Annotated in this window: 15 protein-coding genes, 1 other RNA gene and 1 pseudogene; 5 read left to right on the top strand and 12 right to left on the bottom strand. The window is 71.9% G+C overall.

Going from position 1 to position 14,832, the window contains the following annotated elements:
- Nucleotides 1-28 precede the first annotated feature (28 nt).
- Nucleotides 29-598: a GNAT family N-acetyltransferase gene (locus tag ACFWVP_RS00360; RefSeq protein ID WP_384492700.1), complete on the top strand. Its 570-nt coding sequence runs from the start codon at nucleotides 29-31 to the stop codon at nucleotides 596-598.
- A 25-nt stretch (nucleotides 599-623) separates the two neighbouring features.
- On the opposite strand, the gene ACFWVP_RS00365 is transcribed toward ACFWVP_RS00360, so the two are convergent.
- The 6 genes from ACFWVP_RS00365 to ACFWVP_RS00390 form a co-directional block, all read right to left on the bottom strand.
- Nucleotides 624-1,133 carry a GNAT family N-acetyltransferase gene (locus tag ACFWVP_RS00365; RefSeq protein WP_384492701.1) on the bottom strand — a complete coding sequence of 170 codons (510 nt, stop codon included), beginning with the start codon at nucleotides 1,131-1,133 and terminating at the stop codon, nucleotides 624-626.
- Entirely contained in the window at nucleotides 1,127-2,998 is a 1,872-nt protein-coding gene (locus ACFWVP_RS00370) for a serine/threonine-protein kinase (RefSeq protein WP_384492702.1), read from the bottom strand. The genes ACFWVP_RS00365 and ACFWVP_RS00370 overlap by 7 nt, the downstream gene beginning before the upstream one ends.
- 248 nt (nucleotides 2,999-3,246) lie before the next feature.
- A complete protein-coding gene (locus tag ACFWVP_RS00375) occupies nucleotides 3,247-3,792 on the bottom strand; it encodes a hypothetical protein (protein ID WP_384492703.1) in 546 nt (181 codons plus the stop codon).
- Nucleotides 3,789-4,964: an ImmA/IrrE family metallo-endopeptidase gene (locus tag ACFWVP_RS00380; protein ID WP_384492704.1), complete on the bottom strand. Its 1,176-nt coding sequence runs from the start codon at nucleotides 4,962-4,964 to the stop codon at nucleotides 3,789-3,791. The genes ACFWVP_RS00375 and ACFWVP_RS00380 overlap by 4 nt, the downstream gene beginning before the upstream one ends.
- 235 nt (nucleotides 4,965-5,199) lie before the next feature.
- Nucleotides 5,200-5,601, bottom strand: an RNA gene (rnpB, locus tag ACFWVP_RS00385) — RNase P RNA component class A.
- Nucleotides 5,602-5,619: 18 nt separating this feature from the next.
- Nucleotides 5,620-6,162, bottom strand: coding sequence for a TetR/AcrR family transcriptional regulator (locus ACFWVP_RS00390; protein ID WP_384492705.1), 543 nt, complete (start codon nucleotides 6,160-6,162; stop codon nucleotides 5,620-5,622).
- Nucleotides 6,163-6,322: 160 nt separating this feature from the next.
- On the opposite strand from ACFWVP_RS00390, the gene ACFWVP_RS00395 reads away from it, so the two are divergent.
- Both ACFWVP_RS00395 and ACFWVP_RS00400 read left to right on the top strand, forming a co-directional pair.
- Nucleotides 6,323-7,063 carry a MerR family transcriptional regulator gene (locus tag ACFWVP_RS00395; RefSeq protein ID WP_384492706.1) on the top strand — a complete coding sequence of 247 codons (741 nt, stop codon included), beginning with the start codon at nucleotides 6,323-6,325 and terminating at the stop codon, nucleotides 7,061-7,063.
- The gene (locus tag ACFWVP_RS00400; RefSeq protein ID WP_384492707.1) at nucleotides 7,060-7,917 is read left to right on the top strand and encodes a hypothetical protein; all 858 of its coding nucleotides are present in this window, start codon (nucleotides 7,060-7,062) and stop codon (nucleotides 7,915-7,917) included. The genes ACFWVP_RS00395 and ACFWVP_RS00400 overlap by 4 nt, the downstream gene beginning before the upstream one ends.
- Here the strand turns inward: ACFWVP_RS00400 and ACFWVP_RS00405 are convergent.
- A pseudogene (locus ACFWVP_RS00405) lies at nucleotides 7,868-8,178 on the bottom strand (RNB domain-containing ribonuclease); the annotation flags it as partial. The gene ACFWVP_RS00400 and the pseudogene ACFWVP_RS00405 overlap by 50 nt on opposite strands.
- Nucleotides 8,179-8,318: 140 nt before the next feature.
- Here ACFWVP_RS00405 and yaaA point away from each other — a divergent pair.
- Both yaaA and eda read left to right on the top strand, forming a co-directional pair.
- Nucleotides 8,319-9,119, top strand: a complete 801-nt coding sequence (gene yaaA / locus ACFWVP_RS00410) for a peroxide stress protein YaaA (protein ID WP_384492708.1) — start codon at nucleotides 8,319-8,321, stop codon at nucleotides 9,117-9,119.
- A gap of 63 nt (nucleotides 9,120-9,182) precedes the next feature.
- Entirely contained in the window at nucleotides 9,183-9,833 is a 651-nt protein-coding gene (gene eda / locus ACFWVP_RS00415) for a bifunctional 4-hydroxy-2-oxoglutarate aldolase/2-dehydro-3-deoxy-phosphogluconate aldolase (protein WP_384492709.1), read from the top strand.
- Between the two features lie 84 nt (nucleotides 9,834-9,917).
- Here eda and ACFWVP_RS00420 read toward each other — a convergent pair whose 3' ends face one another.
- The 5 genes from ACFWVP_RS00420 to ACFWVP_RS00440 all read right to left on the bottom strand — a co-directional run bounded on the left by ACFWVP_RS00420 (nucleotide 9,918) and on the right by ACFWVP_RS00440 (nucleotide 14,661).
- Nucleotides 9,918-10,703: a sulfite exporter TauE/SafE family protein gene (locus ACFWVP_RS00420; RefSeq protein WP_384492710.1), complete on the bottom strand. Its 786-nt coding sequence runs from the start codon at nucleotides 10,701-10,703 to the stop codon at nucleotides 9,918-9,920.
- Between the two features lie 7 nt (nucleotides 10,704-10,710).
- Nucleotides 10,711-11,955 (bottom strand): bifunctional RNase H/acid phosphatase, encoded by a 1,245-nt coding sequence (locus tag ACFWVP_RS00425; RefSeq protein ID WP_384492711.1) that lies wholly within the window; start codon nucleotides 11,953-11,955, stop codon nucleotides 10,711-10,713.
- The gene (locus ACFWVP_RS00430) at nucleotides 11,955-12,698 is read right to left on the bottom strand and encodes a zinc ribbon domain-containing protein (protein WP_384493004.1); all 744 of its coding nucleotides are present in this window, start codon (nucleotides 12,696-12,698) and stop codon (nucleotides 11,955-11,957) included. Before ACFWVP_RS00430 ends, ACFWVP_RS00425 begins: the two co-directional genes overlap by 1 nt.
- Nucleotides 12,695-13,531 carry a Nif3-like dinuclear metal center hexameric protein gene (locus tag ACFWVP_RS00435; protein WP_384492712.1) on the bottom strand — a complete coding sequence of 279 codons (837 nt, stop codon included), beginning with the start codon at nucleotides 13,529-13,531 and terminating at the stop codon, nucleotides 12,695-12,697. Before ACFWVP_RS00435 ends, ACFWVP_RS00430 begins: the two co-directional genes overlap by 4 nt.
- A 95-nt stretch (nucleotides 13,532-13,626) precedes the next feature.
- A complete protein-coding gene (locus tag ACFWVP_RS00440; RefSeq protein WP_384492713.1) occupies nucleotides 13,627-14,661 on the bottom strand; it encodes an ABC transporter substrate-binding protein in 1,035 nt (344 codons plus the stop codon).
- Between the last annotated feature and the right edge of the window lie 171 nt (nucleotides 14,662-14,832).

A 14,832-nucleotide genomic window follows, 5' to 3' on the forward strand; every position in this document is an offset into this window, starting at 1 on the left:
GTGACCCGTCCGCGACAGGATGACGGCCATGGCACAACCCCTGACCGTCCCCAGCATGACCGCCGGACCCGATTTCGTCCTGCGCCCCTGGGAGATGAGCGACCTGCCCCTCGTACGCGAGGCGGCGGCGGACGACTACATCCCGCTGATCACCAGCATTCCCTCGCCCTACTCGGACGAGGCGGCCGAGGCGTTCGTCCGGCGCCAGTGGGAGAGGGCGGAGACCGGTGCCGGATACCCGTTCGCCATCGTCCGCACCCGGGACCGGCGACCGGTCGGCTCCATCGGACTCTGGCTGAGGGACGCGGCGGAGGGCCGGGCGACGGTCGGTTACTGGATGACCGGCCCGGCCCGGCGGCAGGGGGTGTCGGGAGCGGCACTCCGTACGGTCACCACCTGGGCCCTGCACGAGCTGGGCATCCCCCGCGTCCAGCTCCTCGTCGAACCGTGGAACACCGCGTCGGCGCGGACCGCCGAGAGCGCCGGGTACGTCAGCGAGGGGCTGCTGCGCGGCTGGCAGAGGATCGGCGACCGGCGCCGGGACATGGTGATGTACGCACGGCTCGACGAGAGCCGCCCGACGGCCGGGTTCGGTTGAGCCCGCGGGCCCCGGCGCACCGGCCTCACGTCAGCGGCCCCGGCGCACCGGCCTGCCGGCAGCGGTCCGACGTCCACCGGTACAGCACGTCGGGTTCCTTCTCCTCGTTGCGGCTGCCGTCGTCGTACGCGACCGCGACGAACCCGTGCCGCTCGTAGAAGGCGCGCGCGGCGGTGTTGCGGCGGAACGTGTACAGGCTCAGCTCCCCGCGCGAGGCCTCCTTGACCAGGCCCAGCAGCCGCGACCCGATGCCGCGCCGCAGCGCGTCGGGCCGCAGGTAGAGCTGGTCGAGCTCGTCACCGTCCAGGGCGGCGAACCCCAGCAGCTCCCCCTCCGCGTCCTCGGCCACCCACACCCTGCTGCCGGGCAGCAGGGTGTGGGTGATCCAGGCCTGTGTGTCCTCGTCGTCGTGCACACGGGGGAGGTAGGGCAGGACCGCCGCGCGCGAGGCCAGGAAGACCCGGGTGACGGCCTCCGCGTCCCCGGGCGTCGCGGTGCGCAGCCGTACGCCGGCTCCGGCCTCGGGTTCTAGCACTTCGCCGGCTTCGGTTCGCCCGGCGCGGGCTGTTTCATGACGGGCTTCAGATGCAGGTCGTACAACCCGGCCCACCGCGAACGGCTCCCGCCGGACGACTTCATGATCTCTCCCAGCGCGCCGCACACCTCGGCGTGCAGGCCGGTCTCGGTCGCGTCCATCGCGACACCGTAGCCCTCCGTGTCACCCTCGATGTTGTCGAGTGCCTTCGTCTCGTCGGAGTACTTGTCGGCGAGACCCGCGACGATGACGTCGTCCGTGGCCACCGCGTACACCGGGGTCCTGGGGTCCAGCAACGCCTTGACGCAGTCCTCGAAACCGGGCCGGAGCACCTGCTGGTCGGCCATGCCCTCGTTCTTGATCCAGGCCTCGTAGACCGACTTCCTGGCGGTGCAGACCTTCGCGCTGGAATCCTTCTGCAGGTCGCTGATGTCGTTGTAGGGCCTGTTCTTGCGCACCAGGAGCCCCTTGAGGGCCTGGTAGTAGGGACCGGCGAAGATGACGCCGTCCCTCTTCTCGCGTTCCGCGTTGATGCTGTACGAGGCCAGCACGATGTCCACCCGGTCGGCCTTCCCCAGATAGTCGCTCCGGTTACCGGAGTTGACGCGTACGAAGGTCACCTGGTCGTCGTCGAAGCCCAGGTGCCGGGCGATCTCCATGCCCATGTCGACCTCGAAGCCCTTGAACGTTCCCTTGGTCTCCACACTCAGTCCGGGCTGGTCGGACTTGACGCCGATCCGCAGCACGGCGTGCGTGTCCCGGAACAGGGGCGGCGCCTCGCTCCCGCCAGTCGTCCCCTCTCCTGACTCCGCGTCGCCCTTCGTGCCGGTCCCGTTCTGCCCCCAGACGAACCATGCCCCGCCCGCGAGCAGCGCCGTACAGAGCACGGCGACCGGCACCGTCCACCTGCCCCGGCGCCCACGACCGGGCGTCTCCGGGCGGACGGCCGCGGGAGGCGGGTCCTGCCGGGCGGGTTCCGCCGGCCGCTGGGTGGCCGGCGTGTCGAGCGTGAGCACGTCCCGGGTGACGGCCTGCAGCATGCGCTCCGCCTCGGCGGCGTCGGGGCGGAGCAGGGGGTCCTTCCGCAGCAGTGCCTCGACCAGTGCGGCGAGCGGCCCGGCGTACTTCATGGGCGGCACGGGCGACTCGCGTACGGCGATGAACACCTCGTAACCGGTCGTCCCGTCGAAGGGACGCCTGCCCTCGACCATCTCGTAGAGCGTGACGCCGAGCGCCCACAGGTCGGACGCGGCCGTCGCGGGGTGCGGCTGCGCGGCGCTGCGGCTGAGGAGTTCGGGCGCGAGGTACTGCGGTGTCCCGATGATCTCGTGCGCCCGGGTCACCTGCACGGCCCCCTCGAAGGTGGCGATCCCGAAGTCCATGAGGAGCGCGCGCCCGTCGGGCCGGAAGAGGATGTTGTGGGGCTTCACGTCCCGGTGCAGTACCCCGGCCTCGTGCACGGCGGTCAGTCCGCGCAGCACCTGGAGCCCTATGCGCGCGGCGTGTGGCACGGACAACTGCTGCTGCTCGCGCAGGAGGTCGGCCAGGGAGCGCGAGTTGAGCAGCTCCATCACGATCCAGACCTGGTTGCCGTCCTCGATCACGTCGTGCACGGCGACCACGTTCTGATGCCCGATCCTGGCGATGGCCTGGGCCTCGCGCCGCGCCCGGTTCACCCACTGCGCCTGGGCATCCGGCGTCACGGCCCCGGGGTACAGCAGCCCCTTCACCGCGACCTTCCGGTCGAGCCGTGTATCGAGGGCCTCCCAGACCACTCCCATCCCGCCACGCCCGAGCTGACTCTGCAGCCTGTAGCGGTCGGCGATCACTGTGTCCGGACCGATGCGCATGCCGTCGCTGTCCATCCGACCCCCTGTTTGTGCTGTTGTGGTGAGCAACAATAGACGCTGCGTCAGGGCGCGAACGATGAGCCGGGCAGAGGTGTTCGAGCCATCCCCCGGCGCGCGGGGCGACCGTTCCAGCAGGGGCGCACGGTGTCATGTATCGCCCCTGACCGTCCGAAAAGGGCCCTGCCGCATGACGGCCGACGCACTGTGCTCGGCGGCACCAGGGGAGGGGCGAGAGAGCCGGTAGGTATCCCCGCAGGCCTGCCTCAGCGCAACAGGTCGCTTCCCCCGCGCGGAACACCCCGCAGGTGACGTCCCGCATGTTTCATTCCCAGGAGGAGGCGGTGGCCGTCGTCGGCCATGACGAGGCCGCTCACGACGGCCTCGCGCATGATGTCGACGGTGTCCTTGACGCAGATGCCCTTGCGACGCGCGTAGTGGCCCGCTTCACCGTCGTCAGTGATCCACACGGAGGTTTCGAACCCCCTGCGATGCTCGATGACGACCAGCGTCTCCGCCTCACCCAGGTGCTGCAGGGGCCGGAACGGGGAGCCCGCGAAGACGGCGCGGCGAATACGATCCACCAGGGCGGTTTCGGCCGGGGAGTCGATCTCGATGGGGTCGCCGAGCCATCCGCCGGCGAATACCTGGCTCAGCTTAGGCCAATACCGTTGCGACTGCTCGGCCTCAGCCGCGACAGCCTGCGTCCAACGGCCGCGGCCGTCAAGAACCTTCTCCAGAAGGCTCAGACGGTCGACGGAGGAGAAGTTGCACAGCACGGTGTTGTCGGGGAACCAGCAGTGGCGCGTCATGGCTGGAAGACCAGGTCCCCTTCGCCCACGTCCGTATCCGTAGTGGATGGTGCGCGATCCGGTGGAACCGGTTCGGGTTCGAGCAGACTGCGCATGCTGTCCACGTCCACGCCCGTGTACGCGGCCAGCGGGCGCAGGGTGGTGTCGCCGGCGAGGTACGCCTCGTACAGCAACTGCGCGGGACGGAACGGTAGTCGTCTGGCCAGCGCCCATGTCTTGCGGGCCTCGAAGAGGTCGCTCTGTCCGGTGAGCCAGTGGCAGGTCTGGGTCGTGAGGCCGCGCAGTCTGTCAGCCGTCTCCGGTGCGATGACACCCAACTGGGCGAGCCGTGCCGCGAGTGCGCTCGGTGACACCTGGAAGCGCACGACCAGCATGGTGAGTTGCTCGTCCGTGAGGTCGTCTTCCCCTACCGCTGAACTGATCTCGCTCCGGGGCATCAGAAGGTTGGCGGCGAACACGTTGGCGCGCACTTCCGTCAGATCCTTCTGGTGTCCCGGGGACAGATGAGTTTCCGTCAGCAGGTCCTGGGCATCCCTGGCCAGAATGTGTCCGAGCTCGTGGGCGAGGGTGAAGCGCTGACGCGTCGGCACGCCGGTCCGGGCGATCATGACCAGCCGGAATCCGTCCGCCTGCCAGGCAGCCCCGTCAATCCCCTCCGGCAGTCCGACCTTCGCCACGTCGACGCCGAAGGTGTGCTCCATTACCTGGAGCAGCTCGGCGGTGTCCAGGCCGCCGACGGTGGACGAGCCCGCGGCGGTGAGTCGGGCGAGTGCGTCCTCCGCGAGAGCCACGCCCTGGTCGACGTAGCGCTTGAGGTCCGAGCGGACAGGGGGCAGCTCCGGCAGCTCGGGCGAAAGGCCCAGGAGGTCGATCACCTCGTGTGCCGTGGTGAACCTTTCGACAAGGTCCTCGAGTCTTCCTCGACCGTGCTCGTCGACTGCCGGTGCGCTGGTACGGGCAGCAAAGGCAGGGCGCAGCGGTTCTCTTCCGGTCAGCAGCCAGTCCACCGTGGTGCTGCCGAACTCGGCGATGCGGGCGAGGTCGAGAGACGTGAACCTGCGGATGCCGCCGAGAGACTTCGACAACTTGTCAGGGGTCAGCCCGATGGTCTCGGCGAACGCCGCCTGACTGGCCGAAGCCGCCCCCATGACGATGCGTACACGATCAGTCACAGTCGCAGCCATAGGTTCACCGTAAGGGCAAGATGCGAAAATCGCAACACGCCGGAATGCGCGTCGCCTGCTCCACTCGGCCAATCGGCCGGCCTGCCAGGAGTTCCGTCGACAGCAGCGCCACGTACGTAGCCACGGGGTCCGGTTCGAACAGGTGTGGACCGGGTTCAGGCGAAGCCCTTCAATCCACGAAAGTGGCTGTCCTGTGTTTCCACTGGCCAGAAGCCCTGGGGGGCAGACGAGTCGGGCTGTACGCCGGGTTCTGTCGCCCGGTCGCCTCGCGGCGGCCGGGGAGACGGCCATCCATCTAGGACCGGCATTGCTGCCGGTCTCGTGCGGTCTACCCGCGAACTCGGGCGAGCAGCCCTCGGACGTTCGCGCAGGACCGTCTTGCGACGGCCCCTCTTGACCTTGCTCCGGGTGGGGTTTACCTAGCCGCCTGAGTCACCTCAGGCGCTGGTGGTCTCTTACACCACCGTTTCACCCTTACCCGGGACCGAGGTCCCGGGCGGTCTGTTTTCTGTGGCACTGTCCCGCGAGTCACCCCGGGTGGCCGTTAGCCACCACCCTGCCCTGTGGAGCCCGGACGTTCCTCGGGAGGATCCGGGGATCCTCACGCGGCCGTCCGCCCGGCTCGTCTGCCGTGTCGTCCATGCTACCCGGCGCCTTCCCGGCCCCGGACCGCGAAGGCCGCGATGCCCGCCTCCCAGGCCGCCGCGAGGTCGGCGCCCGGAAGGAAGCGGTCGTTCAGTTCCAGGGTCACCATTCCGTGGGCGAAGGCCCAAGCGGCCCGGGCCCGGTTCTCGTCGCCGCCCGCCGCCCGGAACAGCGGGGCCGCCGCGGCGTACACCGCGCCCACGGGCAGGACCGCGCGGCCCATGGTGAGGAGGTAGAGGTGCGGGTGGGCCAGGGCGTGGGCGCGGTAGGCGGTGGCGAGGCCCGCGAAGGAGCCGGGGGCCTCGTGTTCCGCGGCCTGGAGCATCTCCGCGGTCTCGCGAAGCATCTCGCCGGCCAGCGCCGTCACCACGGACGACTTGTCCGGGAAGTACTTGTAGAGCGTCGGTGCCTTGACTCCCACCCGGTCGGCCAGCCGGCGCATGGTGAGCGCCTCGGCGCCCTCCTCCTCAAGGAGCGTGCGTGCGGCGGCGACGATCTGCCGGGGCCGGCCCGTGGGCGGGACGGTGGCGAGGTCACTCATGCGTGAGCCTCCTTCGGGCGAGGGCGGAACGGAGTCGGGACGGTGCCGGGACGACGTCGGTACGCGGTCCGTATCCGAAGGGGTGATCGTACGAGAGAGGGACAAGCCGGTCGCCGGGGGACCTTGACCCTGCCGCAGCGTCAGGGTTTCTACTGGCCCCATGCGTATCGGAGAGATCGCCGCGCTCGTCGGAGTCACCTCCCGGGCGATCCGGCACTACCACCATGTCGGTCTGCTGCCCGAGCCCGGGCGCCGGGCCAACGGCTACCGGGCGTACAGCGTCCGGGACGCGGTCCTGCTGGCCCGGATCCGGCGGCTCACCGAGCTCGGTCTCGGTCTGGACGAGGTGCGCGACGTGGTGGCCGACGACGCCGGGCGTGGACTCGTCGAGGTGCTGGGCGAGCTGGACGCCGATCTGGCCCGCCAGGAGCGGGAGATCGGGGAGCGGCGGCGGCAGTTGGCCCGGCTGATGGACAGGCCGGTGAGCGGCCGGGAGCCGGTGTCCCCGGCCCTTGCCGAGCTGCTGGGAGCGGTGCCCGCCACCGACTCCCCCACCGCTGCCAAGGACCTGGAGCACCTGTCGCTGCTGGAGGGTGCGGACGGCGCCGCCGAGGTGTACGCCGCGTTGCGGCCGATGGCCGGGGACCCTGCCGTCCTGGTCCTGTACGAGCGGCTGGACGAGCTGGCCACGGCGACCGTGGACGATCCCCGGATCGCCCCGCTGGTCGCCGACCTGGTCGCAGCGGTACCCGCCGGCCTGCTCGACGCGCTTCCGTCCGGCGGGCCGGTCCGGTCGGGTTTCGGGGAGGCGCTGCTGGCCGACTACGCACCGGCTCAGGCCGAGGTGGTGCGCCGGATGATGGCCGCGATGGCTTCACGACCGGCCGGGGGGACGCGATGAGTGCGCGGATCGCGCGCGCGGCGGCGTGGGGGGTTCTGCCCGCCGAACTGGCCCTGGTGGTCTGTCTGGTGGCGGGTGTGCGGATACCCGTCGCCCTCCTCCTCGGCGCCGAGGCCCTCGTGCTCGCCGTACTGGTGGTGGAGGCCGTGACGCTGTGGCCCCTGTACGCGGCGGGGAGACGGGCGGGGGCGGGACGCCGGAACGCGCTGCGGGCGGCCCTGCGGACGTCGGTCCCGGTGCCGGTCCGGCGGCTGGTGGCGCACGAGGTGCGGGCCCTGCACAGTCTCGGGCTGTGGCTGCTGCGCCGTCGCCACGGCGTTCCGGAGGGTGCGGTGGCCGTCCCGTACACCGGGCCGCAGACGGCGATGATGTACGGGCTGGTCTTCGTCTCCCTCGTGGAGACGGTGATGCTGGCCCTGCTGATCCCCTGGCCGGTCGTGCACCGTGTGGTGCTCGTGGTCGACGTGTACGGGGTGGTGCTCCTCCTGGCCCTGCACGCGGCCTGCGTGACCCGGCCGCACGTGGTGGGCGCGGACGGTTCGCTGCGCCTGCGCCACGGCGGGCTGCTCGATCTGCGGATTCCCGCGTCGGCGGTCGCCGGCGTCCGGGTGGACCGGCGCTACCCGGAGGGCCGGTCGGTCCTGCTGCACCCCGACGGCGTACTCGACCTGTCCGTGGGCAACCAGACCACGGTGACCGTGGAGCTCACGGGTCCGGTCGCTTTCGTACGGCCGATGGGTGAGCCCGGTACGGCGCACACCGTCCGCTTCCACGCGGACGACCCCCGTGCCGCCGTCGCCGCGCTCACACGCGTGCGAACCGCGCCTCCGCCGAGCCCGGACCGGCCTGGGTGAGCCGCATCCGCAGGCGTTCGCCGAGCGGGAGCGGGGTGTCGGAATTCCATCCGGGCGACGATCGCCGGGGTCCTCGATGTGGACGGTGCCGACGGCCGGGCGGTCGTCCTCGACGTCGATCGCGTAGCCGTCGAAGACCGAGCCCACCCGGTCCTTGAGCGCAGCCGCCTCGACGGGGTCGACGCACTCGCGCTCCACGGTGTCGGCGCGACGCGTGCCCTCCGCCATCCCCCCGGGCAGGCCGGGCAGCGCCTGGAGCACCTGGCCTGTGGTCGCCGTCCCCGGTCCGTGGCGCCCCCGACGCGGGCAGGCACCGGGGGCACGGCGCCCGTGACCCGTACCCTTGTCCAGGGGTTCCCGCGCCGCCGGGGGCCCCTCTGTCACGTACGAAGGAGACACCCGTGCTCGTCCTGTTGCCGCCCTCCGAGGGAAAGGCCGCCTCGGGGCGTGGAGCGCCCCTGAAGCAGGAGTCCTTGTCCCTGCCCGGCCTCGCCGGGGCGCGGGCGGCGATCCTCGACGAGCTGGTCGAGCTGTGCCTGGCGGACGAGGACAAGGCCCGGGTGGTGCTCGGCCTGAGCGAGGGGCTGCGCGGCGAGATCGCGAAGAACGCGGAACTGCGCACGGCCGGGACCAGGCCGGCCGGGGAGATCTACACCGGGGTGCTGTACGACGCCCTCGGTCTGGCCTCGCTGGACACGGCGGCGAGGCGGAGGGCCGGGAAGTCGCTGCTGGTCTTCTCCGGTCTGTGGGGCGCGGTCCGGGTGGGCGACCGGATTCCGTCGTACCGCTGCTCGATGGGCGTGAAGCTGCCGGGGCTGGGCGCGCTCGGCGCTTACTGGCGCGCGCCGATGGCGTCCGTCCTGCCGGAGGCCGCCGGGGACGGGCTCGTGCTGGATCTGCGGTCGTCGGCGTACACCGGGGCGTGGAAACCGGCGGGCGCGGTGGCTGAGCGCACCGCGAGCGTGCGGGTGCTGCAGTCGCAGAGGGTGAACGGGGTGGAGAAGCGGTCGGTGGTCAGCCACTTCAACAAGGCGACCAAGGGCCGGATGGTCCGCGATCTGCTGGTCGCCGGGGCGAAGCCGAAGGGGCCCGCCGAGCTGGTGGGGGTGTTGCGGGACCTCGGTTACACGGTCGAGGCGCAGGCCCCGGAGCGGGCCGGGCGGGCGTGGGCGCTCGATGTGGTGGTCACGGAGATCCACTGACGCTCGTTGCATCCTATGCAACGCTCATTGCGTAGGATGCGGTTCGCGCGGCAGGATGTGCTCATGACCTCCTCCGCGCCCGCCGCCCTGCCCGCGTCCGCCTCCGTCCTGGACCTCGCGCCCGTCGTCCCCGTCGTCGTGCTGGAGGACGCGGCCGACGCGGTGCCCCTGGCCCGGGCGCTCGTGGCGGGCGGACTCCCGGCGATCGAGGTGACGCTGCGGACCGCCGCCGCGCTCGACGCGATCCGGGCGATCGCCGCCGAGGTGCCGGGGGCCGTGGTGGGCGCCGGCACCGTGATCTCCGTACGGAACGTGACCGAGACGGTCTCCGCCGGGGCGCGTTTCCTGGTCAGCCCGGGCTGGACGGACACCCTGCTGGACGCGATGAAGGCGTCGGGCGTGCCGTTCCTGCCGGGGGTCTCCACGACGTCCGAGGTGGTCGCGCTGCTGGAGCGCGGGGTCACCGAGATGAAGTTCTTCCCGGCCGAGGCGGCCGGCGGCACCGCCTATCTCAAGGCCCTGTCCGCCCCTCTGCCCCAGGCCCGGTTCTGCCCGACCGGCGGCATCTCGCCCGCCTCCGCGCCGACGTATCTGGCGCTGCCCAACGTCGGTTGCGTGGGAGGCAGTTGGATGGTTCCCGGTGACGCGGTGGCGGCGAAGGACTGGGTGCGGGTGGAACGGCTGGCGCGTGAGGCATCCGTCCTGCGGGGCTGAACACCGGCCCGTCGGTACGGGGTCGGGGGCGGGCCCACGCCGCGCGGCCGGGCCGTGGTTCCGTGCCCGGAGTCCGGCGGGCGGTCAGCGCAGCGTCTGGACCGCGTACAGCGTGCCGATGCCCAGGGCGAGGGTGCCCAGCAGGAGCCGTAGCGCCGTTTCGGGCAGGCGGGGCTGGAGGCGGGCTCCGAGGTAGCCGCCGCAGAGACCGCCGAGGCCGCAGGTCAGGCCGAGTGCCCAGTCGGGCGCGATGTCGCCCGTGGCGGTCAGGGACAGCAGGGCGTACGCACCCGCTCCCGCGAGGGAGGTCACGAACGTGCAGGCGAGGGCGGCGGGCGCGACCTTCGCGACCGGGACCCCGCGCCCCACGAGGATCGGCCCGAGGAGCGAACCCCCGCCGATCCCGTAGATCCCTCCCGCGACGCCGACGGCCAGGGCCAGTCCGGTGGTGGCGCGGGGGGACGGTTCCGGGGCGACGGCGCCGCTGCGTGAGGGGCGCAGGGTGCGGGCGCACAGCCATGCGCCCAGCGGGAGCAGCAGGACGGCGATGAACAGCCGGAAGACCGCGGGGCCCGGCACGGCGAAGACCCTGATCACCGCTCCGGCCACCACCCCGGGCACCGCGCCCAGGACGAGCAGCCGGGTGAGCGGGCCGCGCAGTCCGCCGCTGTTGCGGTAGCGCAGGAGGGCTCCGGGGCACGACACCACGTTGTACAGCAGGTTGGTGGGTGTCACCGCGGGGCTCGGCACACCGAGCACGCTGAGCTGCACCGGCAGCAGGAACACCGCGCCGGACACGCCCACGGGTGCGGTCGCGGCCGAGATCAGCAGCCCGGCGAGGAAGCCGAGCAGCCCCGTGGGCCAGCTCACCCGCCCGCTACCGCAGGTGCGAGGTGTCGTTGAGGACCCTCAACGAGGGATTGCCGTCCGCGTAGTACGCCACCGTAGAGACGGAGGCGGGTGAGAGCTCCATGCGGAACAGGGACTCGGGCGGGGCGCCCAGTGCGAGCCTGACCAGGGTCTTGATCGGGGTGACGTGGGTGACCAGGAGTACCGTGCGTCCCGCGTGGCGGGAGATCAGGCGGTCGCGCGACGCGGACACCCGGTCGGTCACCTCGGCGAAGCTCTCGCCGCCGCCCGTGGGGGCCGCGTCGGCGGACGCCAGCCAGGCGGTCAGGTCAGCGCCGTGGCGCTCCCGCACCTCGGCGAAGGTGAGGCCCTCCCAGGCGCCGAAGTCCGTCTCGCGCAGGCCGTCCTCGATGCGGACCTCCAGGCCGAGCCGGGCGGCGACGACTGCCGCCGTCTCGCGGCAGCGGCGCAGCGGGGAGCTGACGATCTCCTGGACCGTGCCGAGGGCGGCGAACGCCCCGGCGGCGCGGGCGGCCTGGTCGCGGCCCGTGGCGGAGAGCTCGGGGTCGCTGCCGCCGCTGCCGGAGAACCGCTTCTCGGGGGTGAGCGCCGTCTCGCCGTGCCGGAGCAGGACGAAGGTGGCGGGCGCCCCCAGGTCGGGGGTGCCCCAGCCCACGTGCGGGGCGGCCGGCGCGGGGCGGGCGGCGGCGGCCAGGGCGGCGCGGACCTTCGCCGCGCCCGCGACCGCGTCCCCGGGCGGACCGTCCTGGACCGGGTCAGGGGCGGGCGTGCGCGGCGGGGCGTCCAGGGCGGCCGTCGAGGACGACGGCTCCCACTGCCTGCCCCGCTTGCCCGCGTCCATCGCCTCGTTGGCGAGCCGGTCGGCGTGCTTGTTCTCGTTGCGCGGGATCCACTCGTACGTGACGGAGGAGACCGGCAGGATGCTCGCGGCCTGGGCCGCGAGCGGTTTCATGTCGGGGTGCTTGATCTTCCAACGCCCAGACATCTGTTCGACCACTAGTTTGGAGTCCATCCGGACGCGCACTCGCACGTCCGCGTCCGCCTCCGGGAACAGCGCCTTCGCCGCCTTCAGGCCGGCGATCAGGCCCCTGTACTCGGCGACGTTGTTCGTCGCGACGCCGATGTACTCGGCGGCCTCGGCGAGCGTCTCGCCGGTGACCGGGTCGATGACGGCCGCGCCGTATCCGGCGGGCCCCGGGTTGCCCCGGGAGCCTCCGTCCGCCTCGACGACCAGCTGGCGGGGTGCGGGCATTACAGGCCCGACTCCGAGGTGCGGACCAGGATGCGGTGGCAGTTCTCGCAGCGCAGCACGGTGTCGGGGGACGCCGCCTTCACGTCGTTGACCTCGGTGATGTTCAGCTCCAGGCGGCAGCCCTCGCAGCGGCGCTGGTAGAGCCGGGCGGCACCGACACCGCCCTGCTGGACGCGCAGCTTGTCGTAGAGCTTCAGCAGGTCGGCGGGGACGGAACCCGCGACGACCTCGCGGTTCTTGGTGACGCCTGCCGCCTCGGTGTCGAGCTCGTGGGTCGCCGCGTCCCGGCGGGCGGTCGCGTCGTCGACCTTGGCCTGGACGGCGCTGACGCGCGCGGTCAGCTCGGTGACGCGCTCCTGGGCGGACTCGCGGCGCTCCATGATCTCCAGGACGACGTCCTCGAGGTCGCCCTGGCGCTTGGCCAGCGAGGTGATCTCGCGCTGCAGGCTCTCCAGGTCCTTCGGCGAGGAGACCGCGCCGGAGTCGAGCCGCTGCTGGTCGCGGGCGGCGCGCTGGCGCACCTGGTCGACGTCCTGCTCCGCCTTGGTCTGCTCGCGGGTGGTGTCGCTCTCCTCGGTCTGCGAGGCGACCAGCAGGTCGCGCAGCTGGGCGAGGTCACTGTTGAGCGCGTCGATCTCCGCGTGCTCGGGCAGGGACGTCCGCTTGTGGGAGAGCTGCGACAGACGTACGTCGAGGGCCTGGACTTCGAGGAGTCGGATCTGGTCGGCGGGCGCGGCGTTCAGTTGGGGGCTCCAGAAGAGTGGTGGGTGGTCCAGGGGTCGGTGACCCGCTTCGAGACATGGACCCGCAGGTCCCATCCGTGGCGGTCGGAAATTGCGTCGAGCTGCGCGGCGGCCTGCTCGCACCAGGGCCACTCGGTGGCCCAGTGTGCGGCATCGACCAGGCCGAGCGGCGAGTGCTGGACGGCCTCGGAGGCCGGGTGGTGGCGCAGGTCGGCGGTGAGGAAGGCGTCGACGCCCGCCGCCCGCACGGCGTCGAAGAGGCTGTCGCCGGAGCCGCCGCTCACCGCGACCCGCCGCACCACGGCGTCCGGGTCACCCGCGAGCCTGATGCCCTGCGCGGTGGCGGGCAGCCGGGCCGCGGCGCGGGCGGCGAGGTCGCGGAGGGTCTCGGGGTGGTCGAGCTCGCAGATCCGGCCCAGGCCGCGGCGCCCCCCGGCATCGGTGGGGTCGGGCACGAGGGGGCCGGTGACCCGCAGGTCGAGGGCGGCGGCGAGGGCGTCGGAGACACCCGGGTCGGCGCTGTCGGCGTTGGTGTGCGCCACGTGCAGGGCGATGTCGTGCTTGATGAGCCCGTGCACGACGCGGCCCTTGAAGGTGGACGCCGCGACCGTCGTCGTACCGCGCAGGTAGAGCGGGTGGTGGGTGATGATCAGCTGGGCACCGAGGGTGCGGGCCTCGTCGGCGATCTGCTGGACGGGGTCGACGGCGAAGAGGACCCGGTCGACCTCCGCCTCGGGGTCGCCGCAGACCGTGCCGACCGCGTCCCAACCTTCGGCCCGCTCGGGCGGCCAGAGGGCGTCGAGCTCGGCGATGACTTCAGACAGACGGGGCACGGAGGAAAGGCTACCTGTCCGGCGCGCCCCGTCGGCCCTGGCTGCGGGCACCCGTACGGGCGGACCCGCAGCCGGTCACGAATCGTTACTTCCCGCTACTTCACGAGGTCGGCGCGGAGGTCGTCCAGGACCAGGTCCGCGGAGGTGACGCCGAGGCCGAGGTACCAGGTCTCGTCCGAGACGTCCTTGGCCTGACCTGCCTTGACCGCCTTGAGGTTCTTCCACAGCGGGTTGGCCCGGGCGGTGTCGCGCTCGGTGGCCTTCGGGTCGCCGTAGACGCCGGTGAAGATCCAGTCGGCGTCGGCCTCATCGATGTTCTCGGGGCTGATCTCGGCGGCGAGGTCGTCGATCCGCTGGTTCCCGGGCCGCGGCAGTCCGGCGTCCTGGAGGATCGTGCCGATGAAGGAAGCCTTGGCGTACAGGCGGATGCGGTCGGGGAGGTAGCGGACCATGGAGATGGTCGGCTTGTCCGGGCCGATGTCCTCGCCGAGCTTCTTCGCCTTCGCCTCGTACGCGTCGAGAGCGGTCTCGGCCCGGGCCGTCCTGTCCAGCGCGGCGGCGTTGAGGAGGTAGTTCTCCTTCCAGGTGAAGCCCGGACGGATGGAGAACACGGTCGGCGCGATCTTGGAGAGCTCGTCGTACTTGTCGGCGGCGCGCAGCTGGCTGCCGAGGATGAGGTCGGGCTTCAGGCCGGCGATCGCCTCCAGGTTCAGGCTGTTGATCGTGCCGACGTTCTTCGGCTCACCGGCGTCCTTCGCCAGGTACGAGGGGATGGCCGCGTCACCCTCGGAGGGGGCGTAACCGACGGGCTTCACGCCGAGCGAGACGACGTTGTCGAACTCGCCGACGTCCAGGACGACGACACGCCTGGGCGCGGCCTTGATCTCGGTGCTGCCCATGGCGTGGGTGAGCGTACGGGGGAACTGGCCGGCCTTCGCGTCCGTGCCGTACGCCGCGGTCTTCTTCGCCGCGTCGCCGAAGTCCTTGCCGCCCGTGGCGACGGCCGCCTTCCGGTCGGCGCCCACGTCGGCCTTGCCGCCCGAGGCGTCGTCGCCGCCGCACGCCGAGAGGGAGAGTGCGGCGGCCACTGCCAGGCCGACTGCGGCGGTACCGCGGCGACGAAGGGACATCTTTTACTCCAGTTCGGGACCTGCACAGGAAACTCTTAGGATTGCCTCACCTTAGTCAGGGATATCGGCGGCAGCACAGTCACCCCCCTCCCCACAGGCGAATCCGGACATCGCCACCCTTATGTGTGAAGTGCGGTGGCTGGTGTTGTTCGGCAGGAAGTGCGAAAACTA

The sequence above is a fragment of the Streptomyces sp. NPDC058637 genome (assembly GCF_042717325.1).
Classification (GTDB): domain Bacteria; phylum Actinomycetota; class Actinomycetes; order Streptomycetales; family Streptomycetaceae; genus Streptomyces.

What these genes read in the sequence shown, in the direction of transcription:
- ACFWVP_RS00360 (WP_384492700.1), top strand. Translation starts at nt 29, where the DNA reads ATGGCACAACCCCTGACCGTCCCCAGCATGACCGCCGGACCCGATTTC.
- ACFWVP_RS00370 (WP_384492702.1), bottom strand. Translation starts at nt 2,998, where the DNA reads ATGGACAGCGACGGCATGCGCATCGGTCCGGACACAGTGATCGCCGAC.
- ACFWVP_RS00375 (WP_384492703.1), bottom strand. Translation starts at nt 3,792, where the DNA reads ATGACGCGCCACTGCTGGTTCCCCGACAACACCGTGCTGTGCAACTTC.
- ACFWVP_RS00390 (WP_384492705.1), bottom strand. Translation starts at nt 6,162, where the DNA reads ATGAGTGACCTCGCCACCGTCCCGCCCACGGGCCGGCCCCGGCAGATC.
- ACFWVP_RS00395 (WP_384492706.1), top strand. Translation starts at nt 6,323, where the DNA reads ATGCGTATCGGAGAGATCGCCGCGCTCGTCGGAGTCACCTCCCGGGCG.
- ACFWVP_RS00400 (WP_384492707.1), top strand. Translation starts at nt 7,060, where the DNA reads ATGAGTGCGCGGATCGCGCGCGCGGCGGCGTGGGGGGTTCTGCCCGCC.
- eda (WP_384492709.1), top strand. Translation starts at nt 9,183, where the DNA reads ATGACCTCCTCCGCGCCCGCCGCCCTGCCCGCGTCCGCCTCCGTCCTG.
- ACFWVP_RS00425 (WP_384492711.1), bottom strand. Translation starts at nt 11,955, where the DNA reads ATGCCCGCACCCCGCCAGCTGGTCGTCGAGGCGGACGGAGGCTCCCGG.
- ACFWVP_RS00440 (WP_384492713.1), bottom strand. Translation starts at nt 14,661, where the DNA reads ATGTCCCTTCGTCGCCGCGGTACCGCCGCAGTCGGCCTGGCAGTGGCC.